The sequence below is a fragment of the Bradyrhizobium sp. ORS 86 genome (assembly GCF_045571475.1).
Taxonomy (GTDB): Bacteria; Pseudomonadota; Alphaproteobacteria; order Rhizobiales; family Xanthobacteraceae; genus Bradyrhizobium.
In genome coordinates this window covers 1,905,271-1,923,393 of the sequence record NZ_CP120699.1, presented here as the reverse complement: position 1 = coordinate 1,923,393, position 18,123 = coordinate 1,905,271, and the positions used below count along the sequence as shown (strand labels likewise).

14 protein-coding genes and 1 pseudogene are annotated in these 18,123 nt (G+C 59.8%); 1 reads left to right on the top strand and 14 read right to left on the bottom strand.

Going from position 1 to position 18,123, the window contains the following annotated elements; all coding sequences use genetic code 11:
• The first annotated feature begins 146 nt into the window (after positions 1–146).
• Positions 147–2,475: pseudogene (locus P6U25_RS08790) on the top strand (NADP-dependent malic enzyme).
• 231 nt (positions 2,476–2,706) lie between these two features.
• Here the strand turns inward: P6U25_RS08790 and P6U25_RS08785 are convergent.
• The 14 genes from P6U25_RS08785 to P6U25_RS08720 all read right to left on the bottom strand — a co-directional run bounded on the left by P6U25_RS08785 (position 2,707) and on the right by P6U25_RS08720 (position 17,703).
• Positions 2,707–3,603: a host specificity protein gene (locus P6U25_RS08785; protein ID WP_407151044.1), complete on the bottom strand. Its 897-nt coding sequence runs from the start codon at positions 3,601–3,603 to the stop codon at positions 2,707–2,709.
• Between the two features lie 687 nt (positions 3,604–4,290).
• Positions 4,291–4,587 (bottom strand): ferredoxin III, nif-specific, encoded by a 297-nt coding sequence (fdxB, locus tag P6U25_RS08780; protein WP_280973454.1) that lies wholly within the window; start codon positions 4,585–4,587, stop codon positions 4,291–4,293.
• Between the two features lie 14 nt (positions 4,588–4,601).
• The gene (locus P6U25_RS08775) at positions 4,602–4,802 is read right to left on the bottom strand and encodes a CCE_0567 family metalloprotein (RefSeq protein WP_280973455.1); all 201 of its coding nucleotides are present in this window, start codon (positions 4,800–4,802) and stop codon (positions 4,602–4,604) included.
• 9 nt (positions 4,803–4,811) lie between these two features.
• Complete coding sequence (locus P6U25_RS08770) at positions 4,812–5,282, bottom strand: NifX-associated nitrogen fixation protein (protein WP_280978235.1); 471 nt, start codon at positions 5,280–5,282, stop codon at positions 4,812–4,814.
• A gap of 7 nt (positions 5,283–5,289) precedes the next feature.
• On the bottom strand, positions 5,290–5,685 hold the full coding sequence (gene nifX, locus P6U25_RS08765) for a nitrogen fixation protein NifX (protein ID WP_280973456.1): 396 nt from the start codon (positions 5,683–5,685) through the stop codon (positions 5,290–5,292).
• Positions 5,682–7,091: a nitrogenase iron-molybdenum cofactor biosynthesis protein NifN gene (nifN, locus tag P6U25_RS08760; protein ID WP_280973457.1), complete on the bottom strand. Its 1,410-nt coding sequence runs from the start codon at positions 7,089–7,091 to the stop codon at positions 5,682–5,684. Before nifN ends, nifX begins: the two co-directional genes overlap by 4 nt.
• 9 nt (positions 7,092–7,100) lie before the next feature.
• Complete coding sequence (gene nifE, locus P6U25_RS08755; RefSeq protein ID WP_280978236.1) at positions 7,101–8,741, bottom strand: nitrogenase iron-molybdenum cofactor biosynthesis protein NifE; 1,641 nt, start codon at positions 8,739–8,741, stop codon at positions 7,101–7,103.
• A 92-nt stretch (positions 8,742–8,833) separates the two neighbouring features.
• On the bottom strand, positions 8,834–10,390 hold the full coding sequence (gene nifK / locus P6U25_RS08750) for a nitrogenase molybdenum-iron protein subunit beta (RefSeq protein ID WP_407151043.1): 1,557 nt from the start codon (positions 10,388–10,390) through the stop codon (positions 8,834–8,836).
• A gap of 70 nt (positions 10,391–10,460) precedes the next feature.
• Positions 10,461–11,963 carry a nitrogenase molybdenum-iron protein alpha chain gene (gene nifD / locus P6U25_RS08745; protein ID WP_407151042.1) on the bottom strand — a complete coding sequence of 501 codons (1,503 nt, stop codon included), beginning with the start codon at positions 11,961–11,963 and terminating at the stop codon, positions 10,461–10,463.
• Between the two features lie 452 nt (positions 11,964–12,415).
• Positions 12,416–13,657, bottom strand: coding sequence for a cysteine desulfurase (locus P6U25_RS08740; RefSeq protein WP_280978237.1), 1,242 nt, complete (start codon positions 13,655–13,657; stop codon positions 12,416–12,418).
• Positions 13,658–13,659: 2 nt separating this feature from the next.
• Positions 13,660–14,982, bottom strand: a complete 1,323-nt coding sequence (gene sufD / locus P6U25_RS08735) for a Fe-S cluster assembly protein SufD (protein ID WP_407152466.1) — start codon at positions 14,980–14,982, stop codon at positions 13,660–13,662.
• Between the two features lie 19 nt (positions 14,983–15,001).
• Complete coding sequence (gene sufC / locus P6U25_RS08730; RefSeq protein ID WP_407151041.1) at positions 15,002–15,754, bottom strand: Fe-S cluster assembly ATPase SufC; 753 nt, start codon at positions 15,752–15,754, stop codon at positions 15,002–15,004.
• A 68-nt stretch (positions 15,755–15,822) separates the two neighbouring features.
• Positions 15,823–17,319 carry a Fe-S cluster assembly protein SufB gene (gene sufB, locus P6U25_RS08725; RefSeq protein WP_280973461.1) on the bottom strand — a complete coding sequence of 499 codons (1,497 nt, stop codon included), beginning with the start codon at positions 17,317–17,319 and terminating at the stop codon, positions 15,823–15,825.
• Positions 17,320–17,508: 189 nt separating this feature from the next.
• A complete protein-coding gene (locus P6U25_RS08720; RefSeq protein WP_280973463.1) occupies positions 17,509–17,703 on the bottom strand; it encodes a 4Fe-4S binding protein in 195 nt (64 codons plus the stop codon).
• Positions 17,704–18,123 lie beyond the last annotated feature (420 nt).

Below are 18,123 nucleotides of genomic sequence, written 5' to 3'. Positions count from 1 at the left end.
GACTTCCGTCCATATTCCGGTTTTTGCCGACTACTTGCTGGATGAGCTGAATACAGCGGTCGTTCGCGGCATACCTGTCATCCCGCTTTTGCCTTAAGTCTTACGTCCGGCCACCGAATTTCAGTGCGGGGCCGAGGGGGGAGTGCATGTCGTCATCGTCTGAAGAACTCCACAACGCGGCGCTCGCCTATCACCGCCTGCCGCGGCCGGGCAAACTCGAAATTCAGGCGATCAAGCCGCTCGCCAACCAGCGCGACCTGGCGCTGGCCTATTCGCCAGGCGTCGCCGCCGCCTGCACCGAGATCGCCACCAATCCGGCCGAGGCCGCCACTCTGACCGCCCGCGCCAATTTGGTGGCGGTGGTGTCGAACGGCACCGCGGTGCTCGGCCTCGGCAATATCGGGCCGCTGGCCTCGAAGCCGGTGATGGAAGGCAAGGCGGTGCTGTTCAAGAAGTTCGCCGGCATCGACGTGTTCGACATCGAGATCAAGGCCGATACCATCGAGCGCGTGGTCGAAACGGTCGCGGCGCTGGAGCCGACCTTCGGCGGCATCAATCTGGAGGATATCCGCGGCCCGGAGTGCTTCGAGATCGAGGCACAGCTCAAGGAGCGCATGAAGATCCCGGTGTTCCATGACGACCAGCACGGCACCGCGATCATCGTCGCGGCCGCGATCGTCAACGGGCTGCTGCTGAACGGCAAGAAGCTTGCCGATGTGAAGATCGTCTGCTCGGGCGCCGGGGCGGCCGCGATCGCAACTCTCAATTTGCTGGTCTCGATGGGCGCGCAGCGCAAGAACATCTGGGTCTGCGATATCGACGGCGTCGTCTATGAGGGCCGCAACACCACGATGGACCGCTGGAAGGCGGTCTATACGCAGACGACCAACGCGCGTGTGCTGGCGGACGTCATTCCCGGCGCCGACATCTTCATCGGCCTGTCGGCACCGGGCGTGCTCAAGCCCGAGATGGTCAAGCAGATGGCGGACCAGCCGCTGGTGATGGCGCTCGCCAATCCGGTGCCGGAGATCATGCCGGACGAGGCGCACCAGGCGCGGCCCGACGCGATGATCTGCACCGGACGGTCGGACTTCCCGAACCAGGTCAACAATGTCCTGTGCTTCCCGTTCATCTTCCGCGGCGCGCTCGATGTCGGCGCCACCGCGATCAACGAGGCGATGAAGCATGCCGCGGTCGATGCGATCGCGCAGCTCGCGCGCGATCCGCCGTCGGACGCCGTGGCCCATGGCTTCGAGAGCACCGAGACCCAGGGGTTCGGTCCGGGCTCGCTGATCCCGAGCCCGTTCGACCCGCGCCTGATCCTGCGCATCGCGCCGGCGGTGGCCAAGGCCGCGATCGAATCCGGCGTCGCGACCCGGCCGATCAAGAACTTCGATGAGTACTGTGCCGAGCTGCAGCGCTATGCGTTCCGCTCCGGCATCACCATGAAGCCGGTGTTCGCCAAGGCGAAGACCCAGCCGGTGCGCGTGATCTACGCCGAAGGCGAGGACGAGCGCGTGCTGCGCGCCACCCAGGTGGTGCTCGAGGAGAAGCTGGCGCGGCCGATCCTGGTCGGACGTCCGTCGGTGGTGGAGACCCGGATCAAGCGCTTCGGCCTCGCGATCAAGGCCGGCCGCGACTTCGACCTGATCAATCCCGAGGACGATCCGCGTTACCGCTCCTATGTGCAGTCCTATATCGACGTCGCCGGCCGGCGCGGCGTGACGCCCGACGCGGCGCGCACGGTGGTCCGCACCAACAACACGGTCATCGCGGCGCTCGCGGTGTCGCGCGGCGAGGCCGATGCGATGCTGTGCGGGGTCGAGGGCCGCTTCATGAGCCATCTGCGCCATGTCCGTGAAATCATCGGCTTCCTGCCGGGGATCAACGACTACGCGGCGCTGTCGCTGATGATCACGACCAAGGGCGCCTATTTCCTCGCCGACACCCAGGTTCGGCCGAATCCCAGCGCCGAGGAACTCGCCGAGGTGGCGTCACTGGCCGCGGTTCACGCCCAGCGCTTCGCCTTCAAGCCCAAGGTCGCCTTCGTCTCGCACTCCGACTTCGGAAGCTACGACACCGACTCGGCGCGCAAGATGCGCCGCGCCACGCAGCTCCTCAAGGACAGGCATCCGGAGATCGAGGCCGACGGCGAGATGCAGGCCGACACCGCGCTCTCGGAGATCGCGCGCAAGGCCGTGCTGCCGCAGTCGCGGCTGGAGGGCGAGGCCAACATCCTGATCATGCCGACGCTGGACGCCGCCAACATCGCCTATCAGACCATCAAGGTGCTGGGGAATGCCTTGCCGGTCGGCCCGATCCTGATCGGACCGGCGCGGCCGGCTCACATCCTCACCCCCGGCGTGACGGCGCGCGATGTGCTCAACATGACGGCGGTCGCCGCGGTTGAGGCCCAGGAGCGCGCCGGTCGCGCAGCCGACGCTGTTTGGCCAAGGGGCTGTTGTTCGAGTATGATCTCCGCTTCGTGCTTGTTGCGAGACAAAACCGCGGCGCACTCTGCGCTGACACGACCTTCGGGTTCAGATCATGCTCGAGACGAAATGGATTCGACTTGAGCGGAACATCCCCTCCTCCTTTACCATCCGTGGCAGTCATCTGGAATTTGCGAGTGCGGTCGCATTCATGCCGGCGACTGCGGCATAGGCGGGAGCGCTCGCCCCTGGTGAGCGCTCCCGCCTTTCCTCCTCAGGCCAGATTCATCCTCTGCAGAAAATACCAAGAAAGATCATCATCAGATGATGATGCCTCACTATCCGTTTCGCTCAGCTCGGCTTCGCTGCTTGCTTCTGTATCGACATCACCGCTTTCCATCTTTGAAAGATACATCTCAGGTTTGCCTGCCCGCTGCCATTTCCCTTCGGAGTTCTTCGTCCATTTATCGCTGTGGTTAGGGTCAAGCACCCAGCAGTTGTTGCCCAGTGGCTCACCCAAGTCACCCAAGTGGACGAAACCCATCTCTGCCAAACGCGGTTCCATACCGGCAAGGGCAGGACGCGACATGACCAACGCGCGCTCGCCGTCAAGCCGAAGTTGATGTTCCAGCAGGATGTCGCCAGCGTTCTCGACGAGCGGATGCGTGATCCTCAAGTCGACGACAGACGTAATCCCCTTTCGCCCCGGAAACTGCTCGCGAAATTGATCAGCCTTGATACGGAATCCACCTTCTGTCCTGAGAAGCCCGACACTTTTGTCTCCCAGCTGATAGCTGAAATATCGCGTCTCATCTCCGTCCTCGTCAGTGCCACCGTACAGCTTAGCAACCGTTGCTGTGCGAACAGCTTTCTTGGATACAAAATCGGAGTACTCTTGTGGATTCTCAGCGATGCTCTTGATGTCATTGCCATGAAAGGCTTTCACCTCTCTTTTCCAGGAACTCCTTTTGATCTCCACGATCGGGGCGCGAGGATCGAGAGAATATGTTGCAGCCGACGACGAACTACCCGGATGCATGCCTGCAAGCGTATCCGCAAAGCGGCCACTATCTGACGACGGACCGGCTTCGTCAGCTTGGCTAGCGCCGGCGGACTGGCTCGATGAGCCAACAATTCGTCCATACATCAGATTCAACTTTCCTGTCGGCATGGTTTCTTGCACCTGAGCCCGTGCCGATCGAGCTCGCCGACAGGGATAGAAGGCCTAGCTTACAATAACCTGACACGATGCCATCAAGTGTCGCGCACATCGGTGCTACTCAATCGCGGCGACGCGGCGATTGGCGGCTGCTCTTTTGACTGAGCGTAGCGGGCGAGACGGCTCCAGGACAACGATATCCGAACATAAGTGCCAGCGCCGATACAGGCAGGCCTCGACACCAGTTGATTTTGAAATGTAACCGGACGCTCTCAGCATCATACCGAAACGCATCGGCAACGCGCTCGTTCCCCGGCGCGTGACCTCACTCCGGGCTGATCTCAAGTTGCCCTGACCGATCCTTGATGCCACGACACCGACCACATGACGATGCTTCCTCATTGCCAAAGTCGTGATTGAGCCACTGTCGATTTTGCGACCGTGCGCGCCTTAGCCATCAGATGCCTTTGCCGTGGGCTACCGATCGCACAACGACGGTCCACCGGCCATGGCATCACCAGCAATCCGGGCTGTTTAGACTCTGCAGACGGCCCGGGCTCGCCCGAGAGCGCTCATCGGCCAAAGTCGACTCGTGCGATAGGACAAGGGCAACTTGCCTTCAGCGCCGGCTAGAAATGATAGGCGAGCGGATTTGCTTCAACTATTGCGCGACGTCTGGGAGAGCTGGACACAGCGCGCTCAAGCCGCTGCCGCAGCGCCGCAGACGTGCGACTGGCAGTTGGCGGGACAAACCCTGGCGCAGGCGCCGCAGCCGATACAGGCGCCCTGATCGTTCATCACCATGATTTTCTTCTCGATCTCATCGTCATCATCGTCGAGGTCGACAAGTTCGCCTTCCTCGTTGATCCCCTTCAGCGTCATGACGTCACGACCACAGACCTTGAAGCAGCGGCCGCAGCCGATGCATTTCTTGGCGTCGATTGAATTCAGGTAGTCCGGCGTCCAGTTCCGGCCGTCGCGCGTGGTAAGTGACATGATCCGATATCCTTTTAAGCTTTCTCTAGCCGCTTCAGATCCTGGCTCTTGCGCTCGAGTTCGGCGTAGGCATCGTGCGCCTTCCGCGCCACCGCGATGATCGAGGTCCAGTTAACGGGTAACTCCTCCGAAAGGTCGTGCAGATCCATTTTGGCCTGCAGCGCCTTAGCCGACAGCCTCTTCAACTCTGCTTTCAGTGTTTCACGATCGCTCATGAGCCGCCCTCAATAATTCGCCACGTCAGGGAATTTCTGAATCATCCTGATCCCGTCTCCGATATACTTTCCTCCCTCGTCTGCGAGTTTTGCGAAATTGTCGAAGCCGAAGCGGTGGACGTCGCGCAACTGCTTGTTCACCACAATCAGCCGCCCGCCGATCAGCACCATGCGGCCAAAACCTTCATGGTGCATCTTCAGCATCGGCTGGATCATCACACCGGTCGCCTTTTCGATCGAGAGCGCGACCGCATTGAAGAATAGCTCCAACCGCCAGACCGTATCGGGATCGGGATCGCCGACAATTGGCAACTCACGCCGCTTCGCTTTATCCAGAACGTAAGGTTCGAGGAGTTCGAGATCGCTCTTGCTCTCCCACGCTGCGTTGGTCTCCTCAGCGCGCCAAACCTTGAGCAGTTCTTTGACGAACGGAGCGTCGAGCGCGGTTTCGGATTGCACCGTTTCTGCAGCCACAGTCAACTCGTCCTCACTCGTCAAGGTCGAACGTGCGCTTGCGGTCCTTCGCCAAGGCCTTCCGCAGCCAGGGAGGTGGCGTCCCTTTCAGGACGCGCTGGAGCTTTTCGAGCAACCCGAGGATGTTCTCGGGCTTGTTGACCTTGATGGGATGGATCTTGTTGGCCACCACACGCGCGGCGGCAGAGCCGCCGATGGCACCGACATAGAGGATGGCGCAATCCTTGATTGCCTCGATCTTCGGCGCAAGCTTGTCCTCGTTGCCGTCTTCCTTGAGATCGCCGTCGAACTGGATGGCCTTCAAAAACACGTGCCCGCCTGGCGCGACATCGTAAATCACAATGTTTCTGGCCCAGCCAAAATGCGCGTCAACGCGCCTCAGGTCCTGGGTCGCGAATGCCACTCTCATGCCATCGACCTCTCTGTCGCCTCGATGAAGCCATTACGGCGGCCGGACTTTGACGGCAGTGCCGAGATTCGCCAGCGATCCGGCGTTGGCTGATGATTCTCCTCGCGGTCGGCAATCACGAGATTGGCGATATCGAAGATAAGGTCGCGCGTGCCGCGATAGCCGACGGACAATTGATGTCCGGCGCCAATCCGATCGAACATCGGAAAGCCCGCGCGATAAAACGGAATCTTCAGCCGCGCCGCGGCTTGCCGGCCATGCGAATGGGTGATCAGCAAATCGCAGTTCCTGGTCTTGGCCAACGTTTCCAGATCCTCGAGATCGCCAACCAGCACCTCGCTGGTCCTGATCTTCTTTAGCACCGCCGACTGTGTCGTCGTGACGGCTGCCTCCACCTGCGCGCCCATCTCGTGCAGCATGCTGGACAGGTCGAACAACAGGTCCGGCTCGGCACCGATCGCAAGTCTACGGCCGCCGATATGGAAGTGCGCATCCAGCATCGCATCAGCGAGCTGTCCGCGCTGGCGTCGATACTTCGGTGGTATCGGACGACCGCTGATTTCGCTCAGAAACGCGATGAATTCGTCGTTGGGAATCAAGCCGCACAGCCGCTCGAACAGGCGAAATGGCACGCCGGTCTTGGCTTGCATGGCTTCCGCCGCGCGCCGCATCTGCGCACCGATTGCGATGGTCCAGCCGGCCCGGCCCATGTTGGCGACTTCGTCGACCCCAATGCCGCCGATGGTTGTTGGCGTAAACTCGTCAGGGATATGCCCATCTAGCGATCCCGCCAGATCGGGCAGAAAGGATGGCTGTAGCCCGAAATCCTCCAGCATGACCCTGAGTTCATCCAGATCACCCGGCGTGAGGTGGCATCCTGGAAGCACATTTACTTGCGAGGGATTGCGCGGCGCCTTGACCGCACGCGGCTCCACCAGCACCTCGACAATGCGCGTCACGGCCTTCTCCCAGCCATCCTGGAACGCGTCTTTGAAATCGGGCGTCGAGACATAGACCAGAGGCAACTTGGCGACTTGCGGATGTTTGTCTCGGATCAGCTTGATATAGGCGTCAACATCATCACCATTGGTTTCGGTCACTCCGGTCGAGCAAATCCCGATGAGCTTTGGCTTGGTGCGATTGTAGATATTGAGGATCGCCTGCTCGAGATTGTCATAGCCGCCGAGAACGGTCGCGACCTCGCTCATGGCGGTGGTCTGCAGCGGTACCGCCTCCTTGAAATGCCGCACAAACAGCGTCAGCCCGAACGACGTGCAGCCTTGGGAGCCGTGCAGCAGTGGCATCGCTCCACGAAGCCCCATGAAGGCGAATGCGCCACCGATCGGCTGGCTCATCTTCAGCGGATTGACCGCGCAGGCCTTCTTCGGCATCGAGACGGTAGCCATGACAGCGTCCTATTCCGCGGCCTGCATTGCGGACGGAGAAGAGGCCAGAAGGTTCTCGATCCGGCGTCTGCAGCAGCCGCCGACCGCATTGGTGTGCTGTCTGACTGCCTCGACGCTGGTCAGGCCACGCGAACGAATGGCATCCTCGATCGTGCCAAGCTCGACTGTATTGCAGAAGCAGATCTTCTTCGCGCGGTGCGACGTCTGCTTGAGCGCCGGATCGGAGACGGAGTCAGGACTCTGGGAATGCGTCTGCAACGCCCTCGCCAACGCGTCCCAGGGCGCCGGTCGACGCAGCTGTTCCCACATCGGGTTTGACAGCGATTTGTCAATCTCTGAAACCAGCTTGACCATTCCAACGTAGCCCAGATAGGCGTGGCAACGCTCCTGATTGATGTCGAGCCATGGCATCGCCGCTTTGAGTGCGACGAACTGGGACTTTCCGCCTGAGAGCATGATGTCCGCTTTCGCATCCTTCAGCATTTTGTACATCTCACGCGGCGGCATGTCCTCGATCATATGGGCATCGTGTCTCAGCAACTCCTTGATGCGCTCCTTGTCTTCACTGGTGGATTTCTTGACGCTGGTTCCGACCAGCTCGAGGCCGGCCTCCTGCAATGCGGCGACGACTGACCAGGATTTGACGCCGCCCGTGATCAACAAGACCTTCTTGCCCTTGAAGCGCGGCTTATACGGCTCAATGGCTGCCCATGCCCGCGCCTCTTCGCGCACGATCACCGCCTCGGTACGCGCAATCAGCTCTTCCGCTGCGCCGCGCTCGACCAAGAGCCGCGCAATCTGCCGCAATGAATCACTGGAATCCTGGATACCGTAGAATGAACCTTCGAAAAACGGGATGCCATAGCGCTGTTCCATCTTCCGCGCGACATTGATCATCGCTTTCGAACAGACCAGCATGGCCGCGCGCGCCCGATGCGACGAGGCGACTTCGCGGTATCTGCCATCACCTGAAATGCAGGAGAGAATGCGGATTCCCAGTTCGTCCAGCAGCGGCTTGACCTGCCAAAGCTCCCCGGACAGATTGTACTCCCCGATCAGATTGATGTCGTACGGCGTCGTGTACTCCGGCTCCTGCGTTCCAATGACATGCTCGAGCAAAGCCTCGCCGGCCAGCTTGTTGCCGAGATTCTTGGAACCGACGAAGCCCGGCGCATTGACGGGGATAATCGGCTTGCCGAATTTTTGCGATGCAGACTTGCAGACCGCATCGATATCATCGCCTATCATGGCGGGAATACAGGTCTGATAGACGAAGATGGCGGGCGGGTCGCATTTGTCGACGATCTCCTTGATCGCCTTGTAGAGTCGCTTCTCGCCTCCAAATACGACGTCGGTTTCCGTCATGTCGGTTGTAAATCCGCTACGCCACAGGCTTGAGCCCGAAGACGCCGCACCCCGGTTGTCCCACGAATTGCCTTCGCACGCGATCGGACCGTGCACCAGGTGAGCTACGTCGGTGAAAGGCTGCAGCGCGATCTTTGCGCCGTCGAAGGCGCAGCCGCCCGCAGCGCTGCCCGGCTGCAGCTGCTTGGTGCAACCCTTCTTGCGCTCGGCATCCGACTTGTTGGCATTCCTGGCACAGCCCGGTTCGTTAAAGATGCCCTGGACCATAGCCGGTAGAGAACTCATCGACATCTTCCCTCTCAACCGAAGCTATCTGCAAGATCAGGTGGTCGTGTCCTTCCATCGCCGACTTTCGCCGGCGATGGCACGCGCATCGATCAACGAATGATGTCGAAGCTGTAGTCGGTCTTGCCGAGGATGCTGGTTTTCTTGTCGATCTCGTCGAAGATCTTGTCGAGGATCTTCACCAGCACGTTCATGCCGCCCTGGTATCCCCAAATCGGAGAGCGGTGATGGTGATGCCGATCAAAAATTGGAAAGCCGATACGAATCAGCGGCGTGCCTGTGTCGCGCTCCAAATACTTCCCGTGGGTGTTTCCGATCAGGAAATCGACAGGTTCAGTAAACAGGAGCGAGCGCATGTGCCAGAGGTCTCGGCCTGGATAGGCGTGGCAATTCTGCCCAAATGGCGAACTCGCAAACAGCGCCTGGATTTTCTCCTCCCAGGGCTTGTTGCCGTTTGTGGACAGCACATGGACCGGCTCGGCGCCAAGCTCGAGCAGGAAGGCAGCCAGCCCATAGCAGAGATCTGGATCACCATAGATCGCGAATTTCTTGCCATGGATGTGCGTGCTGGAATCAGCGACCGCATCGACCAAACGACCGCGCTCGCGCGCCAATTCCTCCGGGATGGTCTTGCCGCTGATGCGCGACAGCGTCATGACCAACTCATCCGTTGCGGAAATGCCCAGCGGGTAATTGAAGGCGATGACTTCCTGGCCGTGGTCGGCGATGAAGGGCAGGGTTTTTTCCGTGCACCACTGCTGCATGGAGATCGTTGCCTTGGCATGAACCGCCTTCGCGGCATCTTCCAATCTGGTGCCCCCGTCATACATCCGGAACTCGCCGTCCGTCGGTGTATCGAACACGTCGGAATTGTCGGCGAGGATGGTGTATTCGATACCCATCAAGTCCAAGATGCGCTTGATCTCGCGTAGGTTTCCGACTGTATAGCCGTCGAAACCACCAATGAGGTTGATTTTATCGTTGGGCCTGCGCTCGAGCTTCGGCGCTGTTCCGGCCTTGCCGTCCCAAAAATGCTCCAGGATGCCTTTGAGCGTATTGTCGTAGCCGGTAACATGGCTACCGACGAAGGCCGGCGTGTGCGCGAATGGCACGTCGAAGTCGGCCGGAACCGAACCCTTTTCCTTTGACGTCTTGATGAAGGCATTGAGATCGTCGCCGATCACCTCGGCCATGCAGGTGGTGGAGACGGCAATCATCTTGGGTTTGTACATATGATAGCTGTTGGCCAGCCCGTCGATCATGTTGTTCAGGCCGCCAAATACGGCAGCGTCTTCCGTCATCGACGAGGAGACGCAGGAGCTTGGCTCCTTGAAGTGTCGCGACAGGTGGCTTCGGTAATAGGCCACACAGCCTTGGGAGCCGTGCACGAAGGGCAGCGTGCCTTCGAACCCAACCGAGGCGAACACCGCGCCGAGCGGCTGGCAGGCCTTCGCCGGGTTGACCGTCAATGCTTCTCGCGCAAAATTCTTCTCGCGATATTCGGCTGTCTTCGTCCATTCCCTGACGCGTTCGACGTCGGCGGGATCGCGCCGGTTCTCGAACATCTTCTTGTTGTCCAGCATCTGCTGGTATTCCGGACCGCGGAACAGGTCGAAGTGATCGAGCACGTGTTCGGCACTCTGCGGCATAAGTAAGACCCTTCTTAGATATCGTGATTGATGTCGCTCAGCTCCCGGCGGAGAGCGGAGATCTGTTCCGTCACTCAGCAGCCATCAGATTGCGGCTCGGAACATCTTTCCAGGGCGCCTTCATCTTCTTCCAGATCGGAGAGTTGACGGCCATGTCCATGTCGCGCGCGAAGATCGCAAACCCGTCATAGCCATGATAAGGCCCCGAGTAGTCCCAGGAATGCATCTGCCTGAACGGCACACCCATCTTCTGGAACACGTATTTTTCCTTGATGCCCGATCCGACGAGATCGGGCTGTATCCTTTCGACAAAGCGCTCGAACTCGTAGCCATTGACGTCGTCGTAGATGAGCGTGCTGTCCTTCACATAGTGCTGGGCGGTGCGCTGATAGTCGTCATTGTGACCGAACTCGTATCCAGTGCCGACGACCTCCATGCCGAGATCCTCATATGCACCGATCACATGACGTGGACGCAGCCCGCCGACGAACAGCATCACGGTCTTGCCTTCCAAGCGCGGGCGATACTTAGCGATCACGGCATCCACCAGCGGCTGGTATTTTTCAATCACCCGCTCGGCACCCTCCTTGATCTTATCGTCGAAGTAGCTCGCGATCTTGCGCAGGGATTCTACAATTTTTGAAGGGCCAAAGAAGTTGTACTCGCACCAGGGAATACCGAACTTCTCTTCCATGTGACGCGAGATGTAGTTCATTGAACGGTAGCAATGCAGAATGTTGAGCTTTGCCTTCGGCGTAGCCTCGAGCTCCGCCAACGACCCGTCGCCCGACCACTGTGCGATCACGCGCAGGCCCATTTCCTCGAGCAGAATTCGAGATGACCAGGCATCGCCGCCGATATTGTAGTCGCCGATGATCGCGACATCGTAAGGCGTCGATTCGAACTTCGGTTCGCCTTTCGATCCGCTCTTGTCGAATATCCAATCACGCACCGCGTCGTTGGCGATGTGGTGGCCAAGCGATTGCGACACGCCGCGGAACCCCTCGCAGCGAACCGGCACAATCGTCTTGCCGCCATAGTCCTTGGACTTATTTCTGGAGACCGCTTCGATATCGTCCCCGATCAACCCGATCGGACATTCCGACTGGATGGTCATGCCGTTGTTGAGCGGGAATAGCTCCTGTATCTCATCCATGACTTTGACGAGCTTCTTATCGCCGCCAAACACGATATCCTTTTCCTGGAAGTCGGAAGTGAATTGCAAGGTCACGAACGTATCGACGCCCGTCGTGCCGACGTAATAATTGCGCCGCGAACCCCACGAATACTGGCCACAGCCGACCGGACCGTGGCTGATATGCACCATGTCCTTGATCGGCCCCCAGACGACGCCCTTGGAGCCCGCGTAAGCACAGCCGCGGATCGTCATCACGCCGGGTATGGATTTGATGTTGGATTTGACCCCGCAGTCCGACTTGCCGCTCTCGTGAACGTTAAGGTGCTTCGCGCGCCGTTTCGCGGTCTTCTCCGGATAGACTTTCAGCACCTCGGCGATCAGCTCTTTGTTTCGCGCCCTGATTTCTGCGATGCTCTGGGTCGTGGCGAGACTCATGCTGATGTCCTTCAGATGTTTGCTGTTACGATTCCGGCCTTCGGCCAAAGCTTTTGCAACCAGCGTGCCAGCTCGGTGTAAGCATCACAATTGACGCGTTTGCAGTCAGTTAGCGCTCCTTCTGCGATGGAGGTGGAGGATTGTTGCGAATCCGACATCGCTCCCTGTCTCGAGAGATCCTCGTTTGGTTCCGTTCGAAACACGGCAACAGCAGCCGGGCGACGTCTTAAATTCGCTACAAGCCCGTCGAGGATTGCGGGTACCTGGACGATGCCCGAGTGCCGAGAGGCGTCGGTCCTGTCGACGCCGCCACGACGATCCATCGTCGCTCGGGCCAGTCGTGCATAGCTCATTACCCGGCGCAATTGCACATTTGCACCTGTCCACCTCGCAGGCGTGAATTCAATCGGATCGGCAGCCCAGCCACTGAAATCGTGGCAGGTCTACCCCCCTTACGAGAAAAGCTTCTGGGCCTTGACAAGCGCACCCGCGAGCACATCAATCTCTTCATGCGTGTTATAAAGACCGAAGGATGCGCGGCACGTTGCAAGCAGGCCAAAGCGCTTGAGCAGCGGCATCGCGCAATGGGCTCCGGCACGCACTGCGACCCCGTCGCGATCGATAAGGGTGGCAAAATCATGCGCATGCGCGGCTTTCATATCAAAGGAGATGATCGCGCCCTTCTCGGCCGCCGTTCCGATGATGCGCAAGGAGTTGATGCTCCGCAGCTTCTCCTGCGCATAAGCGAGGAGTGACCGCTCGTGCCCGCGGATCTGTGCCTTGCCGATCGAATTGATGTAGTCCGTCGCTGCGCCAAGCCCGATCGCCTCGACGATAGGCGGCGTGCCGGCCTCGAACCTATGTGGGGGGTCGCCGTAAGTGACGCCGTCACGGGAGACTTCACGCATCATCTCGCCACCGCCGTTGAAGGGCGGCATCGAGGCGAGATGCGCATATTTTCCGTAAAGCACACCGATGCCGGTGGGACCATACAGTTTGTGACCGGTCATGACGTAGAAATCGCAATCAATGTCGCAGACATCGACATCTAGATGGACGCACCCTTGCGAGCCATCGATCAACACGGGAATGTCACGAGCGCGTGCGATCCTCACCACCTCTTTTACCGGCACGACGGTGCCGAGCACGTTAGACATCTGCGTGACCGCGACCATCTTGGTACGGTCGGTCAGAAGCGCTTCGAATTGGTCGAGGAGAAAGTTACCATCGTCGTCCACTGGCGCCCATTTGATGACCGCGCCGAGGCGCTCTCTCAGAAAATGCCAGGGCACGATGTTGGCATGGTGCTCCATGATCGAGAGGACGATCTCGTCGCCCGGGGTGATATGCTCACGCCCGAAGCTCTGGGCAACCAGATTGATCGCCTCTGTGGCGCTGCGGGTAAAGACAATCTCTTCGGTTCGACGCGCGTTTAAGAACTTTGCCACCTTGGCACGCGCGCCCTCATAGGCCTCTGTTGCGGCGTTGGCGAGATAGTGCAATCCGCGATGGACGTTGGCACATTCGCTGGAGTAGGCCTGCATCATGCGGTCGAGCACTGCCTGCGGCTTTTGCGCAGATGCGGCGTTATCGAGATAAACCAATGGCTTGCCATGGACCATCATGGCCAGCGCGGGAAACTCGCGACGCAGTCGGTCGACGTCATATGCGCCAGAGCTAACCGCTGGATGCATGCTCATCGCCGCGCCTCCAGCCAGCGCTGGATCTGCCCGACCGCATAATTGCGCAGGCTGTCATTATCGATCTCCTCCACGGCTTCGCCCACAAATGCCTCAATCAGCAGCGTCTGCGCATCGAATTCGGACAGACCACGAGCGCGCAGATAAAATAGGAGATTCCGGTCCAGCGTCCCTAGTGTCGCGCCGTGGCCGCAGGTAACGTCATCGGCCATGATTTCGAGTTCTGGCTTGAGATCAGCCTCGGCCTGGTCAGACAGGAGCAGCGCTCTCGCGGTCAGCTTGCCGTCAGTCCTGCGTGCCGCTGGACGAACAATGATACGTCCCCGGAACACCGAGCGAGCGTGATCGTTGACGACGGTGCGGAACTTCTCCTGGCTCCTGCAATGCGGCGCGGCGTGATCGACGACGAGCGTTGCGTCCGCATATTGCTCGTTTTTGATCAAGTTGACGCCGTTGGCAGAGAGCTCTGTTCCTTCGCCCGCCAGCGTAATGAATGCTTGATAGCGACTGAGGGCGCCACTGTCGGTCATATTGAACAAATTGAGTTTCGCGTTGGCACCGACCGCAGTGATCCCGGACGAGATGTTCACGGCATCGGCCGCATCTGCTGCCACGCGAAGGTGCGATAGGACCGCCTCATCACCAAGCAAAGCAATCATCAGATCGTTGGCCTGGTAGCCAGACGCGCCTTCGGCCGTGACAAAGCTTTCCACCAGGGCCACATGCGCGCGGTTTCCAAGGTGCAGATATGAGCGCGTAAAGCTGGATGCCGATGATCCGGTTGCGACGTGAATGATCTGGATCGGACGGTTCAACGCGCTGCCTGCAGCGACGGTCATCACCAGGCCGTCGGTCACCATCGCTGTATTGAGCGAAATAACCGGATCGTCCCTCGTCGACAGCACCAGGCCGGCCATGGCGTCTGCGGCCGCGCTCTCCAGAACTTCGCGCAGCGTCCGTAGCTCGATGCCACTTTCGAGCTCGGCGAGATCAGATAGTCCAGGCGCGAAGGCGCCGTCAACCAGAACCAGCTTGGCCGCCCGCTCGATTGCCGCTTGCTGGACCGCGTCTCTCGCCCGCGCCAATGCAGCCGCATCGGGATGCGCGGCGAGTGGGAGCACATCGCGCATCAGCATGCGCGGATCAGTGTATTTCCGGTTCTCGATGCGGCGGCGTGGCAGGCCCGCACGCTCGTAAATCTCAAATGCCCTCGTGCGGATATCGAGGACAGGGCCCGCACCCGGCAGCCGTGCGCGCGCTGCAGCGAACACGTTCTCCACTGTGCAGCCGGCACCAGTTTCAGCCGGAACCGGACTCATCTGAAAATCCATCGAGGCCTCAAGCCGCGTCCCCGTATCGGGCGTATCCGGAGGCCTCAAGCTCGATCGCGAGGTGCTTATCGCCGCTCTTCTTCACGCGCCCTCTCGCCATCACGTGCACGGTATCCGGCACGACGTGGTTCAGAAGCCGCTGATAGTGGGTGATGATGACGATCGCGCGGTCCGGCGAACGAAGCGCGTTGATTCCGGCGGCCACGACCCGCATCGCGTCGATATCGAGGCCGGAATCTATCTCATCCAATATGCATAGACTCGGCTCGAACAGTGCCATCTGCAAGATCTCGTTGCGCTTCTTCTCTCCGCCGGAGAAGCCGACATTGACGCCGCGCTTCAGCGCGCTCTGCGGGATGCTCAGCGACTTGGCGACCTGGCGAACCCTCTTCAGAAAGGCCGGCGTAGAGAACTCCTCTTGGCCGCGCGCTTTGCGCTGGGCATTGAACGCCGTGCGCAGGAAGTTCATGGTGGCGACCCCAGGAATCTCGAGCGGATATTGGAACGCCAGGAACACGCCCTTCGCCGCACGCTCGTTCGGCTGCATCGCCAGGAGATCTTCGCCCCGAAACAGAATCTGTCCGTCCGTCACCTCGTAACCCGGCTTGCCGGCGATGACGTGGGAGAGCGTCGACTTGCCGGAGCCGTTCGGCCCCATGATCGCGTGCACCTCGCCGGCATTGACCAAAAGGTCGAGCCCTCGAAGTATTTCGCGGCCCTCGACACGAACATGCAGATCTCGGATTTCGAGTAATGGCATACTAGCTCATCCCGCAATACAGCATTCCATAGGGCGAGCTGCATTTGGCATGCTCGCGGCACATGCAACTATCCGACGGCCCCTTCGAGCGAGATCGAGATCAGCTTCTGCGCTTCCACCGCGAACTCCATGGGCAGCTTTTGAAGTACGCCCTTCACGAAGCCGTTGACGACCAGGCCGATGGCTTCTTCCTGCGAGAGTCCGCGCTGGATGCAGTAGAACAGCACGTCCTCGGAGATCTTCGAGGTGGTCGCCTCGTGCTCGAACGTCGTCAACGAATTCTTGGCCTCGATATAGGGCATGGTGTGCGCGCCGCACTTGTCGCCGATCAAAAGCGAGTCGCAGGCGGTATAGTTGCGCGCGCCGGTGGCCTTGCGGTTGGCGCTGACCAGGCCGCGATAGGTGTTCTGCGATTTGCCGGCCGCGATGCCCTTGGAGATGATCCGGCTCGAGGTGTTCTTGCCGAGGTGAAGCATCTTGGTGCCGGAGTCGACCTGCTGGAAGCCGTTCGAGATCGCGATCGAGTAGAACTCGCCGCTCGAATTGTCGCCGCGCAGGATGCAGCTCGGATATTTCCAGGTAATCGCCGATCCGGTCTCGACCTGGGTCCAGGAGATCTTCGAATGCTTGCCGCGGCAGTCGCCACGCTTGGTGACGAAATTGTAGATGCCGCCCTTGCCTTCCGAATTGCCCGGATACCAGTTCTGCACCGTCGAATACTTGATCTCGGCGTCATCGAGCGCGACGAGCTCGACCACGGCGGCATGCAACTGGTTCTCGTCGCGCTGCGGCGCGGTGCAGCCTTCGAGATAGGAGACGTAGGAGCCCTTGTCGGCGATGATCAGCGTACGCTCGAACTGGCCGGTGTTGCGCTCGTTGATGCGGAAATAGGTCGACAGCTCCATCGGGCAGCGCACGCCCGGCGGCACGTAGACGAACGAGCCGTCGGAGAACACCGCCGAGTTGAGCCTCGCGAAGAAGTTGTCGGAGGTCGGCACCACGCTGCCGAGATATTTCTGCACCAGCTCCGGGTGCTCGCGGATCGCCTCCGAGATCGGCATGAAAATCACGCCGGCCTTCTTCAGCTCCGCCTTGAAGGTGGTGGCAACGGAAACCGAATCGAACACGGCATCGACTGCGATCTTGCGGCTGGCCGACGGCTCGCCGCCGGGCGCAGGTTCGACGCCCTCCAGAATCGCGACCTCACGAAGCGGGATGCCGAGCTTCTCGTAGGTCTTGAGAATTTCGGGATCGATCTCCTCGATCGAGGACAGCGCCTTCTTCGGCTTCGGCGCCGCGTAATAGTAGATGTCCTGATAATCGATCTTCGGATAATTGACACGGGCCCAGGTCGGCTCCGTCATAGTCAGCCAGCGGCGAAACGCCTCCAGGCGCCATTCCAGCATCCAGGCCGGCTCGTCCTTTTTCGCGGAGATAAATCGGACGGTGTCTTCCGACAGCCCCTTGGGAGCCTTGTCGGACTCGATCAGCGTCTCAAACCCATATCGATACTGGTCGACGTCGATGCGCCGGACGCGCTCGACCGTCTCTTCTACAGCTACCATTGTTCGCTCCAACCACGTAAGGATGATGCTAGGCTATTCCGGCGAGTGCTGCGGCGCGCGCCTGATCGCAGAGATCACAGCCTTCTCGGGCGCAGCGGGCGCAACCAGGCCATCGACCGGAAAGGTGATAGCCGCCGACAAACCTCTCACATTCGCTGCGCGCTGCGGAGCCACTCATCGACCGCTCCTTTATGCTGGTACGCAGGTGCCGGGCACCGGGCATACAACGGCGCATTGCGGCGCCTCGAAACGCCCCTCGCATTGGGTGCATTTCTTCGGATTGATGACGTACATGTCGTTCTTGAGACTGATTGCGGCGTTGGGACATTCGAACTCGCATGCTCCGCACGCGGTGCACTGAGAGGCGATTATCTTGTAAGCCATCACTCCGAATCCTTGATCAGCCAATATGGACCGCAACTTCCCTTCAAGGATTGTGCCAAACTTCTGGCGTTCATGTATCTCGGCTGAGATGCGTTGCGCGCATGTTGCGGCCTCGACAATGTGTCGCAAGTTCTACAATCGTAACCGTAAACGATTGCTTCGAGGCCATACCTTTTCGGCCCATACAAGCTGGCGCCGATTAACCCGTGCAGGTGAGCTGGGTTCGCCTGCTCCGATACAACGTCTTTGTATCGCGGTTGCGATCACCTGTCTTCAGTCGCGCGTCCCGGATACGCTCAAGCGCCCGGAGTCGCCCCAAACCGCAATGGATAGGTTTTCGATATCGGAAGTGCGGCAGCCGCGGCGCGATTTCGGCTATGGCGGCACGATCGAGGACCGGCGCAATGACAGTTCGTCTGA